Below are 18,574 nucleotides of genomic sequence, written 5' to 3'. Positions count from 1 at the left end.
AGACTGGCGAAACGGCAGGGGCCACTGTGACGAGTACTGAGCGTGCGGCGAAAACCTCCAACGGCGATGACTTCGGCCTGGAGGAGATCGACGAGGTGCTGGCCGCCATGGTCGGCGAACAAGCGGTCGAACGCCCACGCGAGGGCGCGCTCATCACCTGCCGTCTCGGTTTGGACGGCGAACCACCCGAAACCCTCACCCTGCTCGGCGCGCGCTTCGGCGTCTCCCGCGATCGTGCGCGCCAGCTCTACACCCGTGCCGTCGGCAATATGGTGCGTGCCGCACAACTCGGCGGCGAACATGATCTGAGCGTCTTCGCCACCCGCTACCCCCTCGGCTGGAGCGATGAGCGCCTGGTGCGCACGCTGCTCGGCGAAACCTATGCCACCGACAGCGATATCGTCGCGCAGGACCGCGCGTATCTGAAGCTGCGATTGGCCGGGCACGATCTGCAAGAGTCGAAACGCCTGGCGGGCTTCGTATTCCAGCGCATCGCGGGATGGCAGCAGAAGGGGCGGTGGCATCTCATGCCGCCGGAGCATCTGGAACAGGTCCCGGCGGGCATCTGGAACCCCTGGCTGCATCGCGTGGAGTGGGCGGACGGGTCGCCCGACGAGCTGCCCGGCGCACCGGCTCGAACCTTGGATATCGCCGATGACGGGCGCGGGTCGATGTACTCCGAGAAACTCTCTCGTGAAACGACTTTCGATACCGGATTGCAGGCGCGGCTGCTGCGTCAACTCGACGGCAGTGAACGCGTCGAGAGCTTTCAGGAGTATCCCGCGGAGATCGGCTACGACATCGACGGCAGCGAACGCGCGCACTACCCGACCGCAGTCGCCCAATTCGCCGACGGTCGAGTGGTGTTGATCGACGTAATCCCGCTGGCCCACACCGCATTCCATGTGAACCGGGTCAAATCCACCGCGGGCCGCGCCTACGCGCACGCACACGGCTGGGGCTGGCTGGTCTGGACCGGCGCGGACGAAGGGGTCGCGGATCTCATGGCGCGCAAGGTGAATGCCCGCCACGAGAACCTGCTGCGCAATCGCCTCGCCGCCGGGCCGCTGGATTGGACCGAGCTACGCCGCTACCGCGACGACACCGGGATAGCACTCCTGGACCTCGCCGCCATGGTGCTGCGGCACCAATGGCGCTGGGACCGTGGACCATTCCGGCTCTCACACGGTTGATCCGCAACCGGATTTCGTATTGCCGGGACGCAAATATGCTGAAACAAATACGATCCAAACCTGTGGTTGCGCCGTACAAGATCGATACCCTCCCACGATAGCCGCAGCCGGGCGGGGTGCTTCGGGCTTCGCCGCGGCCGTGCCGGACACGCTGGATAGGGGAAGAATCTTGAAGCGAATGTCGATCGCCGCATTGTGTTTCGCGGCCGCACTGGTCGCCAGTCCCGCATTGACGGGGTGTTCGTCGAGTAGCGGCGGCGATGACGGATACGTCATCGTCAATGCCGGTGAGCCACAGAATCCCCTGGTGCCGTCCAATACCAACGAGAACCAGGGCGGGCGCGTGGTCGACCGGTTGTTCGCGGGGCTCAAGTACTACGACGTGGACGGCAAATCCTTCAATGAGGTCGCGCAGTCGATCGACTCACCCGACCGGCAGCACTACACGATCACCCTGAAACCGGATTGGACCTTCACCGACGGGACGCCGGTCACGGCGAAATCGTTCGTCGACGCCTGGAACTACGGAGCGCTGGGCACCAATGCCCAGTTGAGCAGCTGGGTGTTCTCGCCCATTGTCGGCTACGCCGATGTGACCGCCGATCCACCCAAGGCGCAGACCCTCTCGGGGCTGAAGGTGGTCGATACGCACACGTTCACGGTCGATCTCACCCAGCCCTCGATGGATTTCGAACTGTCACTGGGCTTCTCGCCGTTCTATCCGCTGCCCGAGGTGGCCTACAAGGATATGAAGGCGTTCGGTGAACATCCCGTCGGCAACGGCCCGTACGAGCTGACCAGCTGGGACCACAATGTCGAGATCAAGGTGAAGCCGAACGCGGGCTATCACGGCGGACGGCCCGCGAAGAACAAAGGGCTGAAGTTCATGATGTACCAGTCCTTCGACACCGCCTACGCCGATCTGCTCGCCGGGAACCTCGACGCGCTCGACACCGTCCCCACCAGTGCGCTGGAAACCTATAAGAAGGATCTCGGCGACCGCGCCATCGACCACCCCACCGCGCAGAACCTGCACATCGGCTTCCAGCCGAATCTGGCGCACTTCGGCGGCGCGGAGGGCGTGCTGCGGCGCAAGGCGATCTCCATGGCGATCAACCGGGATCAGATCTGCGCCAATATCTTCCACGGCGCGCGCCTACCCGCCCTCGACTTCACCGCCTCCACCCTGCCCGGGTTCCGCGGTGACCTGCCCGGTGTGCAGTGGCTGAAGTACAACCCGGATGAGGCCAAGAAGATGTGGGCGCAGGCCGATGCCATCTCGCCGTGGTCGGGCGGTCTGCAGATCGCCTACAACGCCGACGGGGATCATCAGGCCGTCATTGAGGCCATTGCCAACAGCGTGAAGAACACCCTCGGTATCGAGGCCGGGGGCTTCCCGTACCCGACCTTCAAGAACGTGCGCGACGAAATCACCCATCGCACCATCAACAAGGCGTTCCGCTACGCCTGGCAGGGCGACTACCCGTCCATGTTCGAATTCCTGACCTCGCAGTATCTGGGCGGGTCGGAGACCAACGACATCGACTACGCCAACCCGGAATTCGACCGACTACTCAACGCGGCCCTGGCCTCCCCCACGCCCGATCAGGCGTACGGGTTCCTGGCCCAGGCCCAAACCCTGCTGCTGGCCGATATGGCCGACGTCCCCGTACTCGAGTACAGCGCCGCCGCGGCCCGCTCGGACAAGGTCAAGGCCAAGGTCACCTGGGCCGGACTCTTCGACTTCGAGAACATCGAGAAGTCCTAGCCCGCAGCCGTATCCACCGCCGGGCCGGGCGCGGGGCTGAACCCAATCCGGCCGCGGCGGTGGAACAACTCCGAGGATCACACCTCCGACGCCGCGGTAAGGGCGGGCGCGGCAATTCCGGAACGCACGTGGCGCGGGCGGGATCGCGCGAGGAGACTGGGGGCGGGAGTACCGACACTCGTCACCAGGAGCACTGGCTATGGCAACCAATGGGCCCTTCGGGATCGATCCGGAAGACTTCGAACGCGCCCTGCGGGACGCCGGGATCGAATTCCGGGATCTGATCGGGAAAGCCGGGGAGTATCTCGATCGCACCACCTTGAATTCGCTGGTCTCACTGCTCGGGCCGCTGGCGCAGGGCGGACCTACGCGGGCCACCAAGACCGAGGAGCCGACCACCGGGGAGACCGGGAGCGGGGTGTGGGCGATCTACACCATCGATGACGACGGGACCGCCCGCGTCGACCAGGTGTTCCCCAATGAGCTGGAAGCGCTACGCGCGCACCGGGACAACACCGATGAACGCCGTCGGGTGCGGTTCCTGCCCTACGGCGTTCCGGCGAGTGTGCTGGATACGGACTGACGGTCAGCGGATCAGAATGCCCGCCGCGATGAAGGTGACGATGATCAGCAGGGCGAACCAGGAGATCAACTGCCAGTGCATGATCGCCGCCTTCTGACCGGCGACCGTAATGCGCAGGGTGGCGTCCACCCGGCTGTGATCGGCTATGCGACGACGGGCCTGGGCCAGATCGTCGGCCTGGTCCTGGGCAGCGGCCTCGGCGCGCTCCAGGCGATGGGTCAGGCGCAACATCTGCTTGGTCTTATCGCGAGTCGCCTTGCGCGCCAAGGCAAGCGCGGTGCGCTGATTCATGAGTTCCTGGCGCTGCCGAGCGATGACAGCCGCCTGTGTCCGAGTGTGACGTTCCCAATCGGTCACCGTGGCCCAGCCTCCCGTGTGCTCGTCGCGGAAGCCGTACGCGAGCTCCTCCGCGACCCATCCTGTGATTAATTCCCGCAGCTCACAGGCGGATTGACTGGGTGAAACCACGCCACCCGGGCCAGCGGCGAGCATACCGCCCAGCACCCGGTAGTCACACGCCGCCGGCGCGAAATCATCTATGCCCAGGGCGGGCAATTGCGCCGTCCAGAAGCCGGGCGGGGTGATCCACAGCACCTCACCACAGCCATCGGCCTGCAACGCCGCCGTCATCTGACGAGCCCGACCCAACTCCGGTGCCGCACTGTGCACCTGGATGACACAGACCCGATCGCCCTTGCGCCACAACAGGTCCGGGATCAGATCGCCGACCCCGACATCCACCTGCACCTCATCGGCGCCGGCCGCCAGCAGCCGCGCGCGTAGCCAGAACTTGAGTCGCTGGGCATCCCAGTGACAGTTCACGCACCCCGGCTCCCGGCACCGCTCACCCGGCCGATGCCCGCGCGAATCCGGCACCGCCGATACCTGATTCGGTTCCGGATCGACGAGGGCCACCGATTGCCCGCGCGGAACTTCCACTCGCCTCGTGCTCACACGATCACCGCCCCAGCCACTTCTTCATGAGCCGCTTCCGATGTACCCGGAAACCACCGGCTCACGCCGTACTCTCCAGAGTGCCGCAGCCCAGGGCCAACCAGACAGGAAAGCGGCAAGATTCGTTACGCAACCGCGAGCGCGGCGTGATGAACGGCCGAGCGGATTGTTATCGGTGCCCGGGATGCCGGAGTCGATTGCCGCCGCTACTCTTTCGGGATGCTCGAGACCACGAACCCGCTGCTCCGTGCGGCGCGCGCCGCGAATTCGGTGGCGTTCGCCCTCCAGGGGTTCTTCCTGGCCGTCGTATTGACCGAGCTGCCGCAGCAGCGCGACAAGTTCGGACTCACCGATACGCTCATCGTCGCCTCTGTGGCCATGATCTCCGTGCTCGCGGGCGGGGGCAGCATCACCGCGGAGAAGATCGCGCTGCACTCGTCGAGCCGCACGGCGCTGCGGATCGGACTGCTGCTCATCGCCGCCTCCGGTGTCGGGGTCGCGTTCTCGCCGAACAAGATCGTGCTGTTCATCGCGCTCGGCGTGTACGGCGTGGCGGTGGGCATCGTGGACGCGGGCACGAATATGCAGGCGGTATTCATTCAGCATGGCTACGGGCGGTTCGTACTTTCCTCGTTCTATGCGGCATGGAGTGGCGGATCGATTATCGGGGCGCTGTTCGTCTCGGCGTTCGAGGCCCTGGATGTGCCGCTGTGGGTGACCATTCTGACCGCCTCGGCGGTGGTGCTCGCCGGTGCGGTGGCCGCCGGACCGCGGCTGCTCGGCACCGATGCGGCCGAGGCCGGGCCCGCCGAACATGAGCCGACGACCTCGGTGCCGACTCGGATCTTCCTGATCTTCGGCGTGGTGCTGGCACTGGCCTTCGCCATCGACTTCGCCGTCGGGAACTGGTCGGCGCTGTATCTGACCGATGTGCTGCTGTCCTCGTCGTCGACGGCCGCGCTGGCGTTGGCGGCGTACCAGGGCGCATCGCTGCTGGGTCGACTCACCGGCGATATGTGGGTGCGCAAGTACGGGCCGCGCATGGTGGTGCGCGGCGCGTCGGTGGTCGGCTCGATCGGCCTGGCCGTGGTGGTCGCCGCACCCGCGCCCGCCGTCGCGATCATCGGATTCCTCATCGCCGGAATCGGATTGCCGCTCATCGCGCCGCTGTGCTTCAGCGAGACCGGACAGCTCACCAGCGGGCGCGGGCTCGACGCGCTGATCGCCCGGCTCAACCTGTTCAACTACGCGGGGACGCTGGTGGGTGGTGTGGTCGTCGGAGCCATCTCGGCCGGGGCGAATCTGCGGGCCGGATTCGCGGTGCCGCTGTTGTTCGCGCTGATTCTGATCGGGTTCGCGCAGGTCTTCCACACGCGTACCGGCGGGACCGGAGCGCCCGCGCGGACGGTGACGGAGCATGCTTCACTGGACGAGTGAGCAACTCCCTGGTGACCATTGATCGGGCCGGTCACGGCGATGCGGCGGCATTGAGCGAGGTGGCCGCGGTGACGTTTCCGCTGGCCTGCCCGCCGGGGTCCACGCCCGAGGATATCGCGGCGTTCATCGCCGAGTGGCTCTCGCCGGAGCGGTTCGATGAGTATCTCGCCGATTCCGACCGGATCGTCCTGAAGGCCGTCTCGGATGAGCGGATCATCGGCTACAGCCTGCTGCACACCGCCGAACCCGCCAATCCCGATGTGGCAGCTGTGATTACGCTGCGCCCCGTGACCGAGCTCAGCAAGATGTACGTGCTGCCCGGACACCACGGGAACGGGGTGTCCGGGGGACTCATGGCCACGGTGCTCGAGACCGCCAAGGCCGACGGTAGCGCGGCGGTGTGGTTGGGCGTGAATCAGGAGAACGTGCGGGCGCAGCGGTTCTACAGCAAACACGGATTCGCCATCGCGGGAACCAAAACCTTTCTGGTCGGGACGCAGGTGCACAGCGATTACGTCATGCAGTACGCGTTCTGATCCGGGAGCATTTCCAGCCCGCGGCCGTGGAAGCGGTCACGCATACGGCGGTCATGGGTGACCAGGACCACCGCACCCGGGAAGCCGGTCAGCGCCTGTTCCAGGTCCTCGACCAGGGCCGGGGACAGGTGATTGGTCGGCTCGTCCAGCAGGAGCAGATCAGCGGGATCGCTGACCAGCCTTGCCAATTCGATACGGCGGCGCTGGCCGAAGGACAGCTCACCGACGCGCAGGGCCAGATCGGCGGGACGGAACAGGCCGAGGGACAGGAGCTCGTCGGCATGCTCGTCCGGATAGCCGATGCGGCCGCGGGCGAAAGCTTCCAGGACGGTTTCGCCTGCCGCCCAGGAGGATTCGTCCTGGCGTAGGTGACCGACGCGGCCTCGGACGGACACCTGGCCGGTGTCCGTGGTCAACTCCCCCGCCAATACGCGCAGCAGGGTGGTTTTGCCGACCCCGTTCGGACCGGTCACGAGTAGTCGTTCGCCCGCCTTGATGCGCAGGTGATCCAGCTGGAGGCGGTTGGCCACAACAACTTCAGCAAGCTCCGCGACTACGCCGCCCGCAGGCTCGGCATGATCCACCTCCGCCATTCCGGCAGCTCCCACCTCCGTCATCCCGGCATGTTCTTGGCCGGGATCTCGCTGAGCGGGGTGCATCCCGGCCAAAAGCACGCCGGGATGACGAGAGGGGGTACGAGAGGAAGTCCGCGGGGAAGCGGTGAAGCGGAGTGGGTCCGGTGGTGCGGCAACGGGATTCGCGGTCAGTCTCGCCACCCTTTCTTTGGCGTTGCGGATGCGGGATTGGGCTCCGTGGCCGCGGCTGCGGGGGCGGAACGGGCCTGCCGCGAAGACCGCCAGGGGCAGTTTTCGCGGGATGGCGTCCAGGCGGGCCACATTGGACTCGGCCAGGCGTTCACCGCGCGCCAGTTCGGCTCGCCAGGTGTCGTGTTCCTGCTGTTGGCGTTGGCGCGCAGCGGCTTTGGCGGTGAGGTAGCCCGCGTAGCCGTTGCCGTACCGAGAAACCTGACCCGCGTCCACCTCCAGCACCACCGAAGTGATCCGTTCGAGGAAGACACGGTCGTGGGTCACCGCCACCACGGTGCCGCGATGGGCTCGGAGTTGGCGTTCGAGCCACTGCACGGCCGCGTCGTCGAGGTCATTGGTGGGCTCGTCCAGCAGCAGCAGTTCCGGCGCGGAGGCGAGGGTTCCAGCCAAGGCCAGGCGGCGCCTCTCGCCACCGGATAGCGTGCCCAACAGGCGATTTCGGTCCAATCCCGGCAGGCCGAGACCGTGCAGTGCGGCTTCCACGCGATGCTCGGCTGCATATCCGCCGCGCGCCTCGAAACGCCGTACCAGGTCGTCGTAGACGGCCAGGCGCTTGCCGAGCGAGCCGGGTGCGATGAGCGCCGATTCGGCTTCCCGCATGCGGGTTTCGAGTTCGCGGAGGTCGGTGAGTGCCAGGTCGATCGCGGCGGCGACCGTCGCGGTCGGCGGCAGGTCCAGACTCTGCGCCAAATAGCCGGTACCGCCTGGTGATTGGACGACGACCTCGCCATTGTCGGGTAGTTCCCGACCGGCGATCAGGCGCAGCAGCGTGGATTTGCCGGAGCCGTTGTCGCCGACCACACCAACCTTGTCACCCGGTCGGATGGAGAGGCCGACGCGGTCCAGGACGACGCGGTCGTCGTATCGCTTGGTTACTTCTCGGAGGGTGAGTTGCGCGGTGAGCATGAATATCCCCTGTTCTCGGCACAAGGCCGGATCGCTAGGAACCCGCGCGAAAGACACACGCCTACAGGCGTTTACGTGCGGGTGATGACTCGCGGCGGAGCGGAGCTCTACGCGGCGAAGCGATTACACGAAGAAGAAGTAATGCATGAGGGTTGGCAACCTATAGCGATGCGCGCGAGGCCGTCAACCCCTTTCAAATCACATTCGAAGGCTTGACGGGTTCTGTCTGTTCAGTCAATACTGAACACACAGAACCTACAGAACACGCGAGTAGCTTCCGAGGAGACCTGATGAACGCCCCCGCCATCGTGGTGAACGATCTGACCAAGAACTACGGCAGCTTCCCCGCCCTGCAACACCTGGACCTCGAGGTGGCCCAGGGCGAGGTGTTCGGCTTCCTGGGACCCAATGGCGCGGGCAAATCCACCACCATCCGCATCCTGCTGGACCTGATCCGACCCACCTCCGGATACGTCGAGGTGCTCGGGCAGACACCCCGCGCCGGTGGCGCCGACCTACGCCGCCGAATCGGCTACCTGCCCGGCGAACTCGCCCTCGAAGGGCGCGGTACCGCCGGAGAACTGTTGAAATTCCTCGCCGATCAGCGCGGCAACGGCACCGCGGCCCGCATCGACGCGCTGGCGCAGCTGCTGGATCTGGACCTCGCCAAGAAAGTCGGGGCCATGAGCAAAGGCAATAAGCAGAAGGTCGGGATCATCGCCGCCTTCATGCACCAGCCCGACCTACTCATTCTGGATGAGCCGACCTCCGGGCTGGATCCGCTACTCCAACAACACTTTCTGGGAATGGTCGAACAGGCCAAGGCCAATGGGCAGACCGTCTTCATGTCATCGCATGTGCTGAGCGAAGTACAGCAGACCGCCGATCGCGCCGTCATCATGCGTGCCGGTCAGGTGCTCGGCACCGAGAACGTCGATGACCTGCGCCGCCGCGCACCGCGTTCGGTCGAATTGACGTTCGGCGAGGAGATATTCGCCGACGACTTCGCCCGGCTGCCCGGGGTCCGAGACCTCGTTGTCGAGGGAAATACCCTGCGCTGCACCACCGAAGGCGAGGTCGACGGGCTGTTCAAGATGGCCGCCAAGCATCCGATGCTGAGCGTGCTCTCCACCGAGCCCGATCTCGAAGACCTGTTCTTCGATCTCTACGAACGCCACTGAAGACCCCAATACCACACGAAATATCTTCTCGCACAGGAGAAAACAGAATGCCACGGACAGTCTTCACTCAGACCTTGAAGGAACAGCGGCGCGCGCTCATCGGCTGGTCGATCGGCCTGGCCATCGTCCCGATGATGTACCTGCCGTCCTATCAATCGCTCAAAGAGCAAGGCTCGTTGAATATCCAGCAGAACGATATCTACAAGGCCATGGGCATCGGTGACTTCGCCAGTGCCGCTGGCTATCTGCACGCCACCATCTTCGCGCTCATCGGCTTGATCCTGATGGTGATCTTCGCGGTCACGATGGGTACCCGCACCGCCGCCCAGGAGGACAGCGGCGCCCTCGATCTACTTCTCGCACAACCGATCAGCCGTGGATCCATGCTGCGCCAGCGCTTCGCCGCGCTGGCCGCCCAGATCGGCATCGTGACCGCCGTGCTCGGAGCCAGCGTGCTCGCCGGGGCCGCGGCCGGGAAGATGGAGATCCCCGCGGGCAATATCGCCGCCGCGGTCGCCGGACTCGGGCTACTCACCCTCGCCGTCGGAGCGCTCACCCTGCTGGTCGGCGCGGTCACGGGCCGCCGCGCGCAGACCCTCGGCTTGGCCGCGCTCCTGGTGATCGCGGGCTACCTGGCCAACAGCCTCGGCGGCATCATCGATGGCGCGACCTGGCTGCAAAAGCTTTCGCCCTTCCACTACGCCATCGGCGACTCGCCGCTGACCAATGGCTGGAACGCCGGCAATCTGGCCATACTGGCAGCCCTGGCCACCGGCGCGATCATGCTGGCGCTCACCGTATTCGACCGCCGCGACCTCGCCGTGTAGCAGTGCCGCCGGGTGGGTTCCTCGAACCCACCCGGCATTCCCGTATCCCCCGGAAGGAATACTCGTGCCATGACCAGCGCAACCCCGGAACCGCCAACCCCCACCGACGACCAACTGGCCTTCGTGGAGGATTTCGCGCTCGTCCTCGAACAGATGGGCCTGGTCCGCATGGTCGGCCGCACGGTCGGCTGGCTGCTGGTGTGCGAACCCGCCCAGCAGACCTTCAATCAGATCGCCGAGGCACTGCGGGCATCCAAGGGGTCCATCTCCAGTGCCCTCAAGACGCTCACCACCATGCGGTGGGTGGACAAGACCACACGGCCGGGCGATCGCCGCGACTATTACACCATCAGGCCCGGCATCCTGCCCGAACTCAGCCGTCAGCAGAGCACCATGTACGACAGCATTACCGCGACCACCGCGCGCGGGCTGGCGCTGTTCCCGGATCCGGAGGGGGTGGCGGCCGCCCGGGTACGTGATATGCACGACTTCATGGTGTGGATGGGGAAAGAGCTTCCGGCCCTGCTGGATCGGTGGGAAGCCGAACACGGCCGGTGACTCGTGCGGCCCCTCGGCCGGATTCAAGCACCGGCCGCGCCGCCGCTCAACAAACGGACGATGGCCTGCACGAAATCTTCCAGGCGCTCACGCGGATATCCGGTCGGATCGCTGACCGCAAGGCTGCCGAGCATCTCCGCGACTGTCAGCAGCGAATTGGTGAGCAGGCCGGAATCGACTGCGGCCCAACGGGGATCGAGGGCCGCACCCATGCGGACCAGCGCTTCCGCCTGATCGAAGATACCCACCCGCGAACTACGCAGTGCCGCACGGTATTCCTCTGGAGCGCTGCCCGGACTCGCCAGAATCAAGCGCCAGCGCGTCGGATCGGCGAGCACCACGCCGACGAACGCGGCGACCGTCTGTGAGGCGACAGCGACCGGGTCGGAATCGAGCAGATCGGTCGGCAGCGTATCCGCCACCTGTTCCAGCGCGCGCTCACGCTCGCGGTCCAGCAGCGCCTCGACGAGTTCGGCGCGCGTTTTGAAGACGGTGTAGAGCACCGGTTTTCCCACGCCCGCCTGTGCGGCCACCGCCTCCATGCTGAGTTCGTGCAGCTCGGACCTGGTCAGCACCTCGAAGGCCGCGTCCAACAGCTGTGCCCGCCGCTGCTCCGGGGGCAGGCGCGGGGCATAGCGACGCCTCGGCCGTTCGGCCGCCGTGCGTGACGTCGTCACCGTTCCACCTCCACGAGCCCATGATGTCAGCCGTTCGGAAGGTTACCGGCACCCTCCCGAAGGAAATCCTACGGGACCGTTGTATTCGGTGCACGCAATTGCTACGGTGGCGTTGTATTCACCGTCGAGGCGGGCAGCGCACAAGGAGACAACCGATGGGCTTCGATCCGACCACCCTTCGCCGGGACGACTACGGGTTCTTCGGGCCCGACTCCCCCAGCTGGAAGATCTGGACCGCGCCGACCGCGGTCATCGGATTCCAGCGCGCCACCGTGCTCGAGTTCTTCGACCCGTTCCTCACCGCGGCCGTGGCCGACGCGCGCGGCATCTACACCAATCCGCGCAGCCGCCTCGACCACACCTTCGCGTACTTCCTGCTGGTGGCCATCGGCGACGGACGCACGGCCATTCAGGCCTCGGAGCATCTGATGCAGGTGCACGCGCCCATGACCGGAATCGAACCCATCACCGGACAGCGGTACGCGGCCAACAGCCCCGAGACCCAGCTGTGGATCCACATCACCGGCTGGCATTCGGTACTCAAGGCGTACGAGGTCTACGGGCCCGGAAAGCTCAGTCCCGAAGAGGAATCGCGGTACTGGGCGGAGTGCGTCATCGCCGCCGAACTCCAGACCTGCAAGCCCGAAGAGGTCCCGCGCTCACGCGAGGAGGTGCGCGCCTACTTCGAGAAGGTGAAACCGCGCCTGTGCACCTCGGTCCGCGCCGAAGAGGGTATGCACCAACTGCTGCGCACCTCACCGCGCAATGGGGCGGGCATCTCGTACGCCCTCGGCAGCATCGCACTGTCGACAACCACGGCGGCACTCACACCCATGTGGATGCGAAAGCTGGGGCGGTACAACGTCCCTCGCATCGTCGACCCGCTGGTGAAGCTCCCCGCCAAGCTGATCGTCTGGCTCTTCACGCTTTTCGGATCGTTCGGGCTACTCAAGGCCGCACCGTTCATCGCGCCGATGGCCGGGCAGATCCTGAAGCAGCATCTGTCGAAGGAACTGCCGACAACGCTGGAGACCATCACTCCGGCACAGGCTCGCGAACGATACAGCCTGCGCGGCAAGCGAACTCAGATCGCCGAAGCGAGCTGACAGCGACCGGCACCGGACCTCGCCGCCTATTTCCGGCAGCAAAACCCCGTGGGCCGCACTGCACGTACGAGCATCGCGTCGCCGCACACGCGGGCGTCGGGCGAGACCGGCTGTCAGGCAAGCAGTTTCGCCTTCAGGGCTGCGACGTCGGCGTCGGTCAGCTTCAGGCCGTCGCGGACGTAGTTGTCGAAGCTGCCGTAGCTCTGGTTCGCCTGGTCGAAGGCGGAGTTCAGGGCCGCGGCGCTGACACCGTTGAGCATGTCGCCGTCGGCGGCGCCGCGGTAGAAGTTCGACAGCAGGTAGTCGTAGGTGACCGTGTCCCGGTCGACGCCCAGAATCGTCAGCAGCACAGCCGAAGTCCAGCCGGTGCGATCCTTGCCCGCGGTGCAGTGGAACAGCACCGCGCCCGGGTTGGCGGCGATATCGCGCAGCACGTCGGCGAAGCCCTCGTTCGCGCCGGGGGCGGTGATGAAGGCGCGGTACAGATCCGTGCCCGCCATCAGGGTCGACATCATGACCTGCGGCGGGGCCTGGCCGATGATGTCGTTGTGGAATTCGGTGGCGCCCGCGGGCACCTTGTCCACGCCCATGAGCTGCTGCTCCACGCCGGTGCGCAGATCGTGCACCGACTTCACATCGCGCGAAGTCAGATCGGCCAGATCGGAATCGGTGGCCTTGGTCAGCTCACCGGTGCGGTACACCAGGCCGGTGCGCACGGTATGGCCGTCCACGGTCCGGTAGCCGCCCGCGTCCCGCGCGTTCACCACGCCCCGCAGGTTCAGCGAGCGAGCCGCGGTATCGAGCACCACATTTCCGGTCGCGGCGGGCGGCTGCACCGCCACGACGGCAGGCTGATCGGCGAAGGCCAGCGCCGGGGCGGCACCGAAGGACAGTGCGGAGGCCAGCACCAGCGAAGCGCCGAGCACGCGGGGTCGGATCATACGAACTTCCCTTTCTCGTGTGCCCGGCGCGGAACAGCCAGGCGGCAAACTACGCGGCGGTCGCGGGCGTCTCGAATCGCGACAGCGCCAGCAGGCGCGAGATGGCGCGCAGATACTTCTTGCGGTATCCGCCATCGAGCATTTCCTGCGAGAAGATCTGGTCCAGCTTGGCCCCGGAGACAGTGACCGGAGTCCCGGCGTCGTAGAGCCGGTCGGCCAGCACCACGATGCGCAGCGCCACCGCCTGATCGGTGACAGTGTGCACGCCGGAGATGTACACCGCCGACACGCCCTGGATCAGCGCGTTGTACTTCGACGGATGCAGCGTACTCAGATGCTTCAGCAGCACCTCGAACTCGTCGAGAGTGGAACCCGGTGTGTGGGAAGCCTTTTCGGCCAGCAGCTCGGGCGAGGTCGGCTCCGGGGCGGGCGGCAGATCACGATGGCGGTAATCCGGGCCGTCCACCCGGATCGGCTCGAACAGCGAACCCAGCTTCTTGATCTCGCGCATGAAATCCTGCGCGGCGAAACGACCCTCACCGAGCTGACCCGGCAGGGTGTTGGAGGTCGCGACCACCGAGACACCGCGCGCGGTCAACTCCGACAGCAGCCGGGAGACCAGCATGGTGTCGCCCGGATCGTCGAGCTCGAACTCGTCGATGCAGAGCACACTGTTGCCGCCGAGCCGCTCGACGGCATTGTTGAAGCCCAGCGCGCCAACCAGATTGGTCAGCTCACCGAAGGTTCCGAAGGATTTGGGGCCCGGCACACTGTGGAAGATCGAGGCCAGCAGGTGGGTCTTACCCACACCGAAGCCACCGTCCAGATACAGGCCGATACCGGTGACCGGCTTCTTCTTACCGAACAGGCTCTTCTTCGAAGCGGCCTTGTGCAGCTTGGTGACCTGATCGGCGAATAGCTCCGCCTTCAAGACCGCAGCCGCCTGCGACGGCTCCTTCGGATCAGGGATGTAGCTGGCGAAGCTCACCTCGTCGAAGGTCGGCGGGGGAACCATCTGAGCCACTAGTTGGTCGGCCGGAACCTCCGGGTGGCGATCGACGAGGCGTTGTTGCACCGCGACAGCCTAGTTACGTGGTGGAATCGGTCCTCATGCAGCGTATGCCCAATGCGATCCAGCTCACAGAACTCACCCACGACGATCTGCTGGCGCTGTACGCGTACCCGGCCGGACCTGCGGAACCGTGGATACGGGTGAATTTCGTCAGCAGTATCGACGGTGCGGTGAGCGTGGACGGGCGCTCCGGCGGACTCGGCACGCCCGCGGACAAGAAGGTGTTCCGGATACTGCGCGATCTCGCCGATGTGGTGGTGGTCGGAGCCGGAACCGCACGGGCCGAGAATTACGGGGCGGCGCACACGGATTCGCAGCTGCGCATGCGACTGCACCACCACGGGTTCGGCGGAGACGCCACCGGCGCGCCGCCGCGGATCGCGGTGGTGACGGCCACCGCCACGCTCGACCCGGCGGGCCGATTGTTCACCGATACCGGAGCGCGGCCGATCGTCATCACCACCGCCGCCGCGCCACGGGATCGTAAGGACGCGCTCACCGCCGCGGGCGGGCAGGTGATCGAAGCGGGCGAGACGAGCGTGACCCCGGCAGGGCTACGCGCCGCGCTCGAAAACCTCGGTATGCGACGCGTGTTGTGCGAGGGCGGACCCTCGCTCTTCGGCGATCTCATCGCCGCCGGAGCCGTCGACGAACTCTGCCTCACCCTGTCTCCCATGCTGGTCGCGGGGGCGGAAAGACGAATCGCGGTGTCCCCCAATGCCATGCCCACACCCATGACATGCCGCCATCTGCTCTTCGACGAAGACGGGACGATCTTGACCCGCTGGGTGCGTCCACACACCCTGTAGCTGAAACCGGCCGCAAGACCTGGCAGGCTGTACCGCATGCGCTGGACTCGGGCCGCTCTGCTGGCGTCGACACTTTCGATCCTGGTGACCACCGGCTGTGCCGCCGGGCCCTCGGATCGACCCGCCGTTGCCATCGAACGACCGCACGCCGGGATCGTCGACACCAGCACCGCACCGACCGATACGCCGCCGCCCGCGCCCGAGGTGCCCAAGACCGATCTGGCCTGGCACGACTGCACGGTGCCGACCTTCAACCTGCTCGGGTTGGGGACGCCGCCCAACGGGCTGATTCTCGAATGCGCCGAATACAGCACGCAGGTCGATATCAGCGGGGCCGTGGGCGGGAACTTCCGGACCGCGGCCATGCGGGCGCGGTACGACCGCACGCCCAAGGATGTCGCGCCGCTGGTGCTGACCTCGGGCTCGGATCGGGCGTCCACGGCGACGCTCGCCTCGCTGGCGGCGGGACCGTCCGGATCGCTGCTCGCGGCGCGGCCGATCGTGGCGATCGATCGACGCGGTATCGGAAGTTCGCAGCCGGTCAGCTGTTTGACCAACGAACTGCGCCGCACGCTCGCCGATCAGGCGCAATTCACCCATGGCACAGCCGATCCCGTGGACGCGGTGGCCAAGGCCAGCCAGGACGCCACCATCGCATGCCTGGATTTCCTGTCGCCCGCACAGGGCACCTTCGATGCCGCGCACGCGGCGGACGATATCGATCAACTGCGCAAGCAGTGGCAGGTCGACCACATCGCGCTGATGGGCACGGGCAGCGGGGCGACCGTCGCCATGAGTTACGCGCGCAAGTACGGCGATCACCTCGGGCGGCTCGTACTCGATTCGCCGCAGGCGGTGGGCCTGGATTCCATCGGGCGCGCCGAACAGCGGGTGAAGGGAGCCGAGGCGGCATTGACCGCGTTCGCGCAGAAGTGCGCGGCGCTGAACTGTTCGCTCGGCGGGGATCCGCGGGCGGCCGTCACCGATCTGGTGAATCGAGCGGGCAGCGGAGCGTTCGGGGACCTTTCGGCGGCGGCGCTGGTGACCACGCTCAATGGGTTCCTGGGTGATCCGCGCAATCTCGGCAATCCGGAGATCACCGAATTCGCCGCCGCACTCTCGGCTTTGGGGCGCGGGGATCAGGCCGCGATCACGCCGATCGTGCTGCGCGAGACCTCCGCGGTCGCCAATGACGGCGAATATGTGAACCGGTGCAGCGACAATCACGAACCCGCCACCGCCGGGCGCGCGAAAGAGCTTGCCAATCAATGGGGTGCGAAGTACCAGGTGTTCGGCAAGGTCGCGGCCATCGACCTGATGGCCTGCTCGGCCTGGCCCACCCCCACCAGCACCGCACTGCCGGACAAACTCGACCGGCCGGTCCTGGTGATCGGCGGTGAGGCCGATCCGGTCGCGGGCGTCGACAGCCGCCCCTCGGTCACCGGAGCCCTCGGCAAAGCGGGCGCTCGCACCGCCACCGTCGTCTGGCAGGGCTGGGGGCACCCGACCTTCGCCCACTCCGGCTGTGCCCAGCAGAGCGTGACGGACTACCTCAAAGACGCGAAACTCCCCCAGGATGGCACCGCCTGCCCGGCTTGACGCGTATCCGCGAAGTCCCCCCGTCATCCCGGCATGCTTTTGGCCGGGATCCACACCGGGGCTGGGCTTCATCGAGTTCGGTTGGATCCCGGCCAAAAACGCGCCGGGATGACGAACGCTGAGACACCGACAGGATGAAGGCCGAGGCGCTGGGATGACGAAGGCTGAGGCGCTGGGATGACGAGGGGCCGAGGCACCGGGGCAACCGCCACCCGGGGGTAGAGGATTGGGACGTCACCGGCGGGTCCGAGCATCCGTGATGCGAGGTTCCGGTGTACCGTGCCCGAGTGTTCCTTCGCCAGCTCGAGCCGCGCACCGCTCGCACCACCGCTGAGGTCCTGAACTTCGCTCTGTGGCCGTTAGCGGTACTGACCGTGCTGAACCGCGTCTTCATCAAGGCCGTCAACGGATACATCACCGATGACTTCCGGCCGGTGTACAACGCGTCGCTGGCGTTTCTGAACCATAAAGCGGTCTACAACGCGAATTTCTCCTCGACCGATCCGCATTACCTGTATCCGCCGAGCGGGACGCTGCTGATCTCGCCGCTGGCGATCATCGATCCGGAGAAGTCCCGGTGGGGATTCATCCTGATCAACGCGATCGCGATCATGCTCGCCGGATATCTGCTGCTGCGGCTGTTCAACTACACACTCGGCTCGGTGGCCGCGCCCGCACTGCTGCTGGCCATGTTCAGCTCCGAGACGGTGACCAACACGCTGGTGTTCACCAATATCAACGGATGCCTGTTCCTGGCGATGGTGGTCTTCATCCAGCTACTGCTGCGGCGTCAAGACCTCTGGGCCGGTGTGGTTTTGGGGTTGGCGATCTCGGTGAAGGGGCCACTGCTGGCGCCGCTGCTGTTGGTCGCCATCGCGCGCGGACAGTGGAAGACGCTCATCACAGCGGCCGGAGTGCCCATCGCGCTGAATCTGCTCGCCTGGCCGTTGATCGTTGACTACAAGCAGTTCTGGACGCATACGCTGCCCTACCTGGCCGAGTCCCGCGACTACTTCAACAGCGCGATCGTCGGCAATGCCGGGTACTACGGCGTCGCGGGCTGGCTGACGCTGCTGATCCGCGTCGTCCTGGGTGTGATGGTCGCGATCTCGCTGTGGCTGCTGTACCGGTACTACCGCGACGATGAGGTCTTCTTCATCTGCACCAGCTCCGGACTGCTGATCACCGGTACGCTCGTGCTCGGTTCGCTCGGGCAGATGTACTACTCGATGTTCCTGTTCCCGATTCTCATGACCGTGGTGCAACGCAATTCGGTCATGCGGAACTGGCCCGCCTGGGTCGCGGTCTTCGGCTTCATGTCCTACGACAAGTGGCTCTCCGATCGCTGGCAGAGCCTCGGCCGCTCCCTCGATTACCTGCGCGTCACCTTCGGCTGGGGCCTGCTGCTCATCGTCGTGTTCTGCGTCCTCGGCGACCGCTACCTGGCCGCCCGCCGCGAGGGCCGACTCGTCGTCGGCAAAACCCTCGACCCGGCGTGGATGCACCCCGAGACCGAGCCGACCCGCGACGGCACTCCGCATACCGCCGTTCCCGAACCCGTCAGCTGAAGCGGCGAGCAGGTTCCAACGTATTTCGTAAG

17 protein-coding genes are annotated in these 18,574 nt (G+C 66.0%); 12 read left to right on the top strand and 5 right to left on the bottom strand.

The annotated features are described in order from the left end of the window. Positions 1 to 26: 26 nt before the first annotated feature. The 3 genes from OHB26_RS24480 to OHB26_RS24470 all read left to right on the top strand — a co-directional run bounded on the left by OHB26_RS24480 (position 27) and on the right by OHB26_RS24470 (position 3,544). On the top strand, positions 27 to 1,193 hold the full coding sequence (locus OHB26_RS24480) for a hypothetical protein (RefSeq protein ID WP_330179597.1): 1,167 nt from the start codon (positions 27 to 29) through the stop codon (positions 1,191 to 1,193). Positions 1,194 to 1,371: 178 nt separating this feature from the next. Further along, entirely contained in the window at positions 1,372 to 2,961 is a 1,590-nt protein-coding gene (locus OHB26_RS24475; protein ID WP_330179596.1) for a peptide ABC transporter substrate-binding protein, read from the top strand. A 199-nt stretch (positions 2,962 to 3,160) separates the two neighbouring features. Continuing rightward, complete coding sequence (locus tag OHB26_RS24470) at positions 3,161 to 3,544, top strand: hypothetical protein (RefSeq protein WP_330179595.1); 384 nt, start codon at positions 3,161 to 3,163, stop codon at positions 3,542 to 3,544. Between the two features lie 3 nt (positions 3,545 to 3,547). Here the strand turns inward: OHB26_RS24470 and OHB26_RS24465 are convergent, their stop codons facing one another. Beyond that, complete coding sequence (locus OHB26_RS24465) at positions 3,548 to 4,498, bottom strand: hypothetical protein (protein WP_330179594.1); 951 nt, start codon at positions 4,496 to 4,498, stop codon at positions 3,548 to 3,550. Between the two features lie 219 nt (positions 4,499 to 4,717). Between OHB26_RS24465 and OHB26_RS24460 the strand changes: the two genes are divergently transcribed. Further along, on the top strand, positions 4,718 to 5,935 hold the full coding sequence (locus OHB26_RS24460) for an MFS transporter (RefSeq protein ID WP_330179593.1): 1,218 nt from the start codon (positions 4,718 to 4,720) through the stop codon (positions 5,933 to 5,935). Next, on the top strand, positions 5,932 to 6,471 hold the full coding sequence (locus OHB26_RS24455) for a GNAT family N-acetyltransferase (RefSeq protein WP_330179592.1): 540 nt from the start codon (positions 5,932 to 5,934) through the stop codon (positions 6,469 to 6,471). The genes OHB26_RS24460 and OHB26_RS24455 overlap by 4 nt, the downstream gene beginning before the upstream one ends. Here the strand turns inward: OHB26_RS24455 and OHB26_RS24450 are convergent. Further along, the gene (locus OHB26_RS24450; protein WP_330179591.1) at positions 6,447 to 8,204 is read right to left on the bottom strand and encodes an ABC-F family ATP-binding cassette domain-containing protein; all 1,758 of its coding nucleotides are present in this window, start codon (positions 8,202 to 8,204) and stop codon (positions 6,447 to 6,449) included. The two genes, OHB26_RS24455 and OHB26_RS24450, sit on opposite strands and share 25 nt — an antisense overlap. A gap of 290 nt (positions 8,205 to 8,494) precedes the next feature. Between OHB26_RS24450 and OHB26_RS24445 the strand changes: the two genes are divergently transcribed. The 3 genes from OHB26_RS24445 to OHB26_RS24435 all read left to right on the top strand — a co-directional run bounded on the left by OHB26_RS24445 (position 8,495) and on the right by OHB26_RS24435 (position 10,770). Continuing rightward, positions 8,495 to 9,385: an ABC transporter ATP-binding protein gene (locus tag OHB26_RS24445; protein ID WP_330179590.1), complete on the top strand. Its 891-nt coding sequence runs from the start codon at positions 8,495 to 8,497 to the stop codon at positions 9,383 to 9,385. Positions 9,386 to 9,432: 47 nt separating this feature from the next. Beyond that, the gene (locus OHB26_RS24440; protein WP_330179589.1) at positions 9,433 to 10,212 is read left to right on the top strand and encodes an ABC transporter permease subunit; all 780 of its coding nucleotides are present in this window, start codon (positions 9,433 to 9,435) and stop codon (positions 10,210 to 10,212) included. 69 nt (positions 10,213 to 10,281) lie between these two features. Continuing rightward, on the top strand, positions 10,282 to 10,770 hold the full coding sequence (locus OHB26_RS24435) for a GbsR/MarR family transcriptional regulator (RefSeq protein WP_330179588.1): 489 nt from the start codon (positions 10,282 to 10,284) through the stop codon (positions 10,768 to 10,770). Between the two features lie 23 nt (positions 10,771 to 10,793). Here the strand turns inward: OHB26_RS24435 and OHB26_RS24430 are convergent, their stop codons facing one another. Continuing rightward, entirely contained in the window at positions 10,794 to 11,447 is a 654-nt protein-coding gene (locus OHB26_RS24430; RefSeq protein WP_330179587.1) for a TetR/AcrR family transcriptional regulator, read from the bottom strand. A 155-nt stretch (positions 11,448 to 11,602) separates the two neighbouring features. Between OHB26_RS24430 and OHB26_RS24425 the strand changes: the two genes are divergently transcribed. Then, positions 11,603 to 12,553 (top strand): oxygenase MpaB family protein, encoded by a 951-nt coding sequence (locus OHB26_RS24425; RefSeq protein WP_330179586.1) that lies wholly within the window; start codon positions 11,603 to 11,605, stop codon positions 12,551 to 12,553. A 113-nt stretch (positions 12,554 to 12,666) separates the two neighbouring features. Here the strand turns inward: OHB26_RS24425 and OHB26_RS24420 are convergent, their stop codons facing one another. Both OHB26_RS24420 and zapE read right to left on the bottom strand, forming a co-directional pair. Further along, positions 12,667 to 13,494, bottom strand: coding sequence for a tyrosine-protein phosphatase (locus OHB26_RS24420; RefSeq protein ID WP_330179585.1), 828 nt, complete (start codon positions 13,492 to 13,494; stop codon positions 12,667 to 12,669). A gap of 49 nt (positions 13,495 to 13,543) precedes the next feature. After that, entirely contained in the window at positions 13,544 to 14,569 is a 1,026-nt protein-coding gene (zapE, locus tag OHB26_RS24415; RefSeq protein ID WP_330179584.1) for a cell division protein ZapE, read from the bottom strand. A 35-nt stretch (positions 14,570 to 14,604) separates the two neighbouring features. Between zapE and OHB26_RS24410 the strand changes: the two genes are divergently transcribed. The 3 genes from OHB26_RS24410 (at position 14,605) to OHB26_RS24400 (ending at position 18,542) form a co-directional block, all read left to right on the top strand. Further along, entirely contained in the window at positions 14,605 to 15,375 is a 771-nt protein-coding gene (locus OHB26_RS24410) for a pyrimidine reductase family protein (RefSeq protein ID WP_330185769.1), read from the top strand. Between the two features lie 36 nt (positions 15,376 to 15,411). Continuing rightward, positions 15,412 to 16,974, top strand: coding sequence for an alpha/beta hydrolase (locus OHB26_RS24405; protein WP_330179583.1), 1,563 nt, complete (start codon positions 15,412 to 15,414; stop codon positions 16,972 to 16,974). Between the two features lie 287 nt (positions 16,975 to 17,261). Beyond that, a complete protein-coding gene (locus OHB26_RS24400) occupies positions 17,262 to 18,542 on the top strand; it encodes a glycosyltransferase family 87 protein (protein ID WP_330179582.1) in 1,281 nt (426 codons plus the stop codon). Positions 18,543 to 18,574 lie beyond the last annotated feature (32 nt).

Source organism: Nocardia sp. NBC_01503, from assembly GCF_036327755.1.
Lineage (GTDB): Bacteria > Actinomycetota > Actinomycetes > Mycobacteriales > Mycobacteriaceae > Nocardia.
The sequence above is the reverse complement of the archived record's forward strand: the minus strand, read 5'-3'. Positions and strand labels throughout refer to the sequence as shown.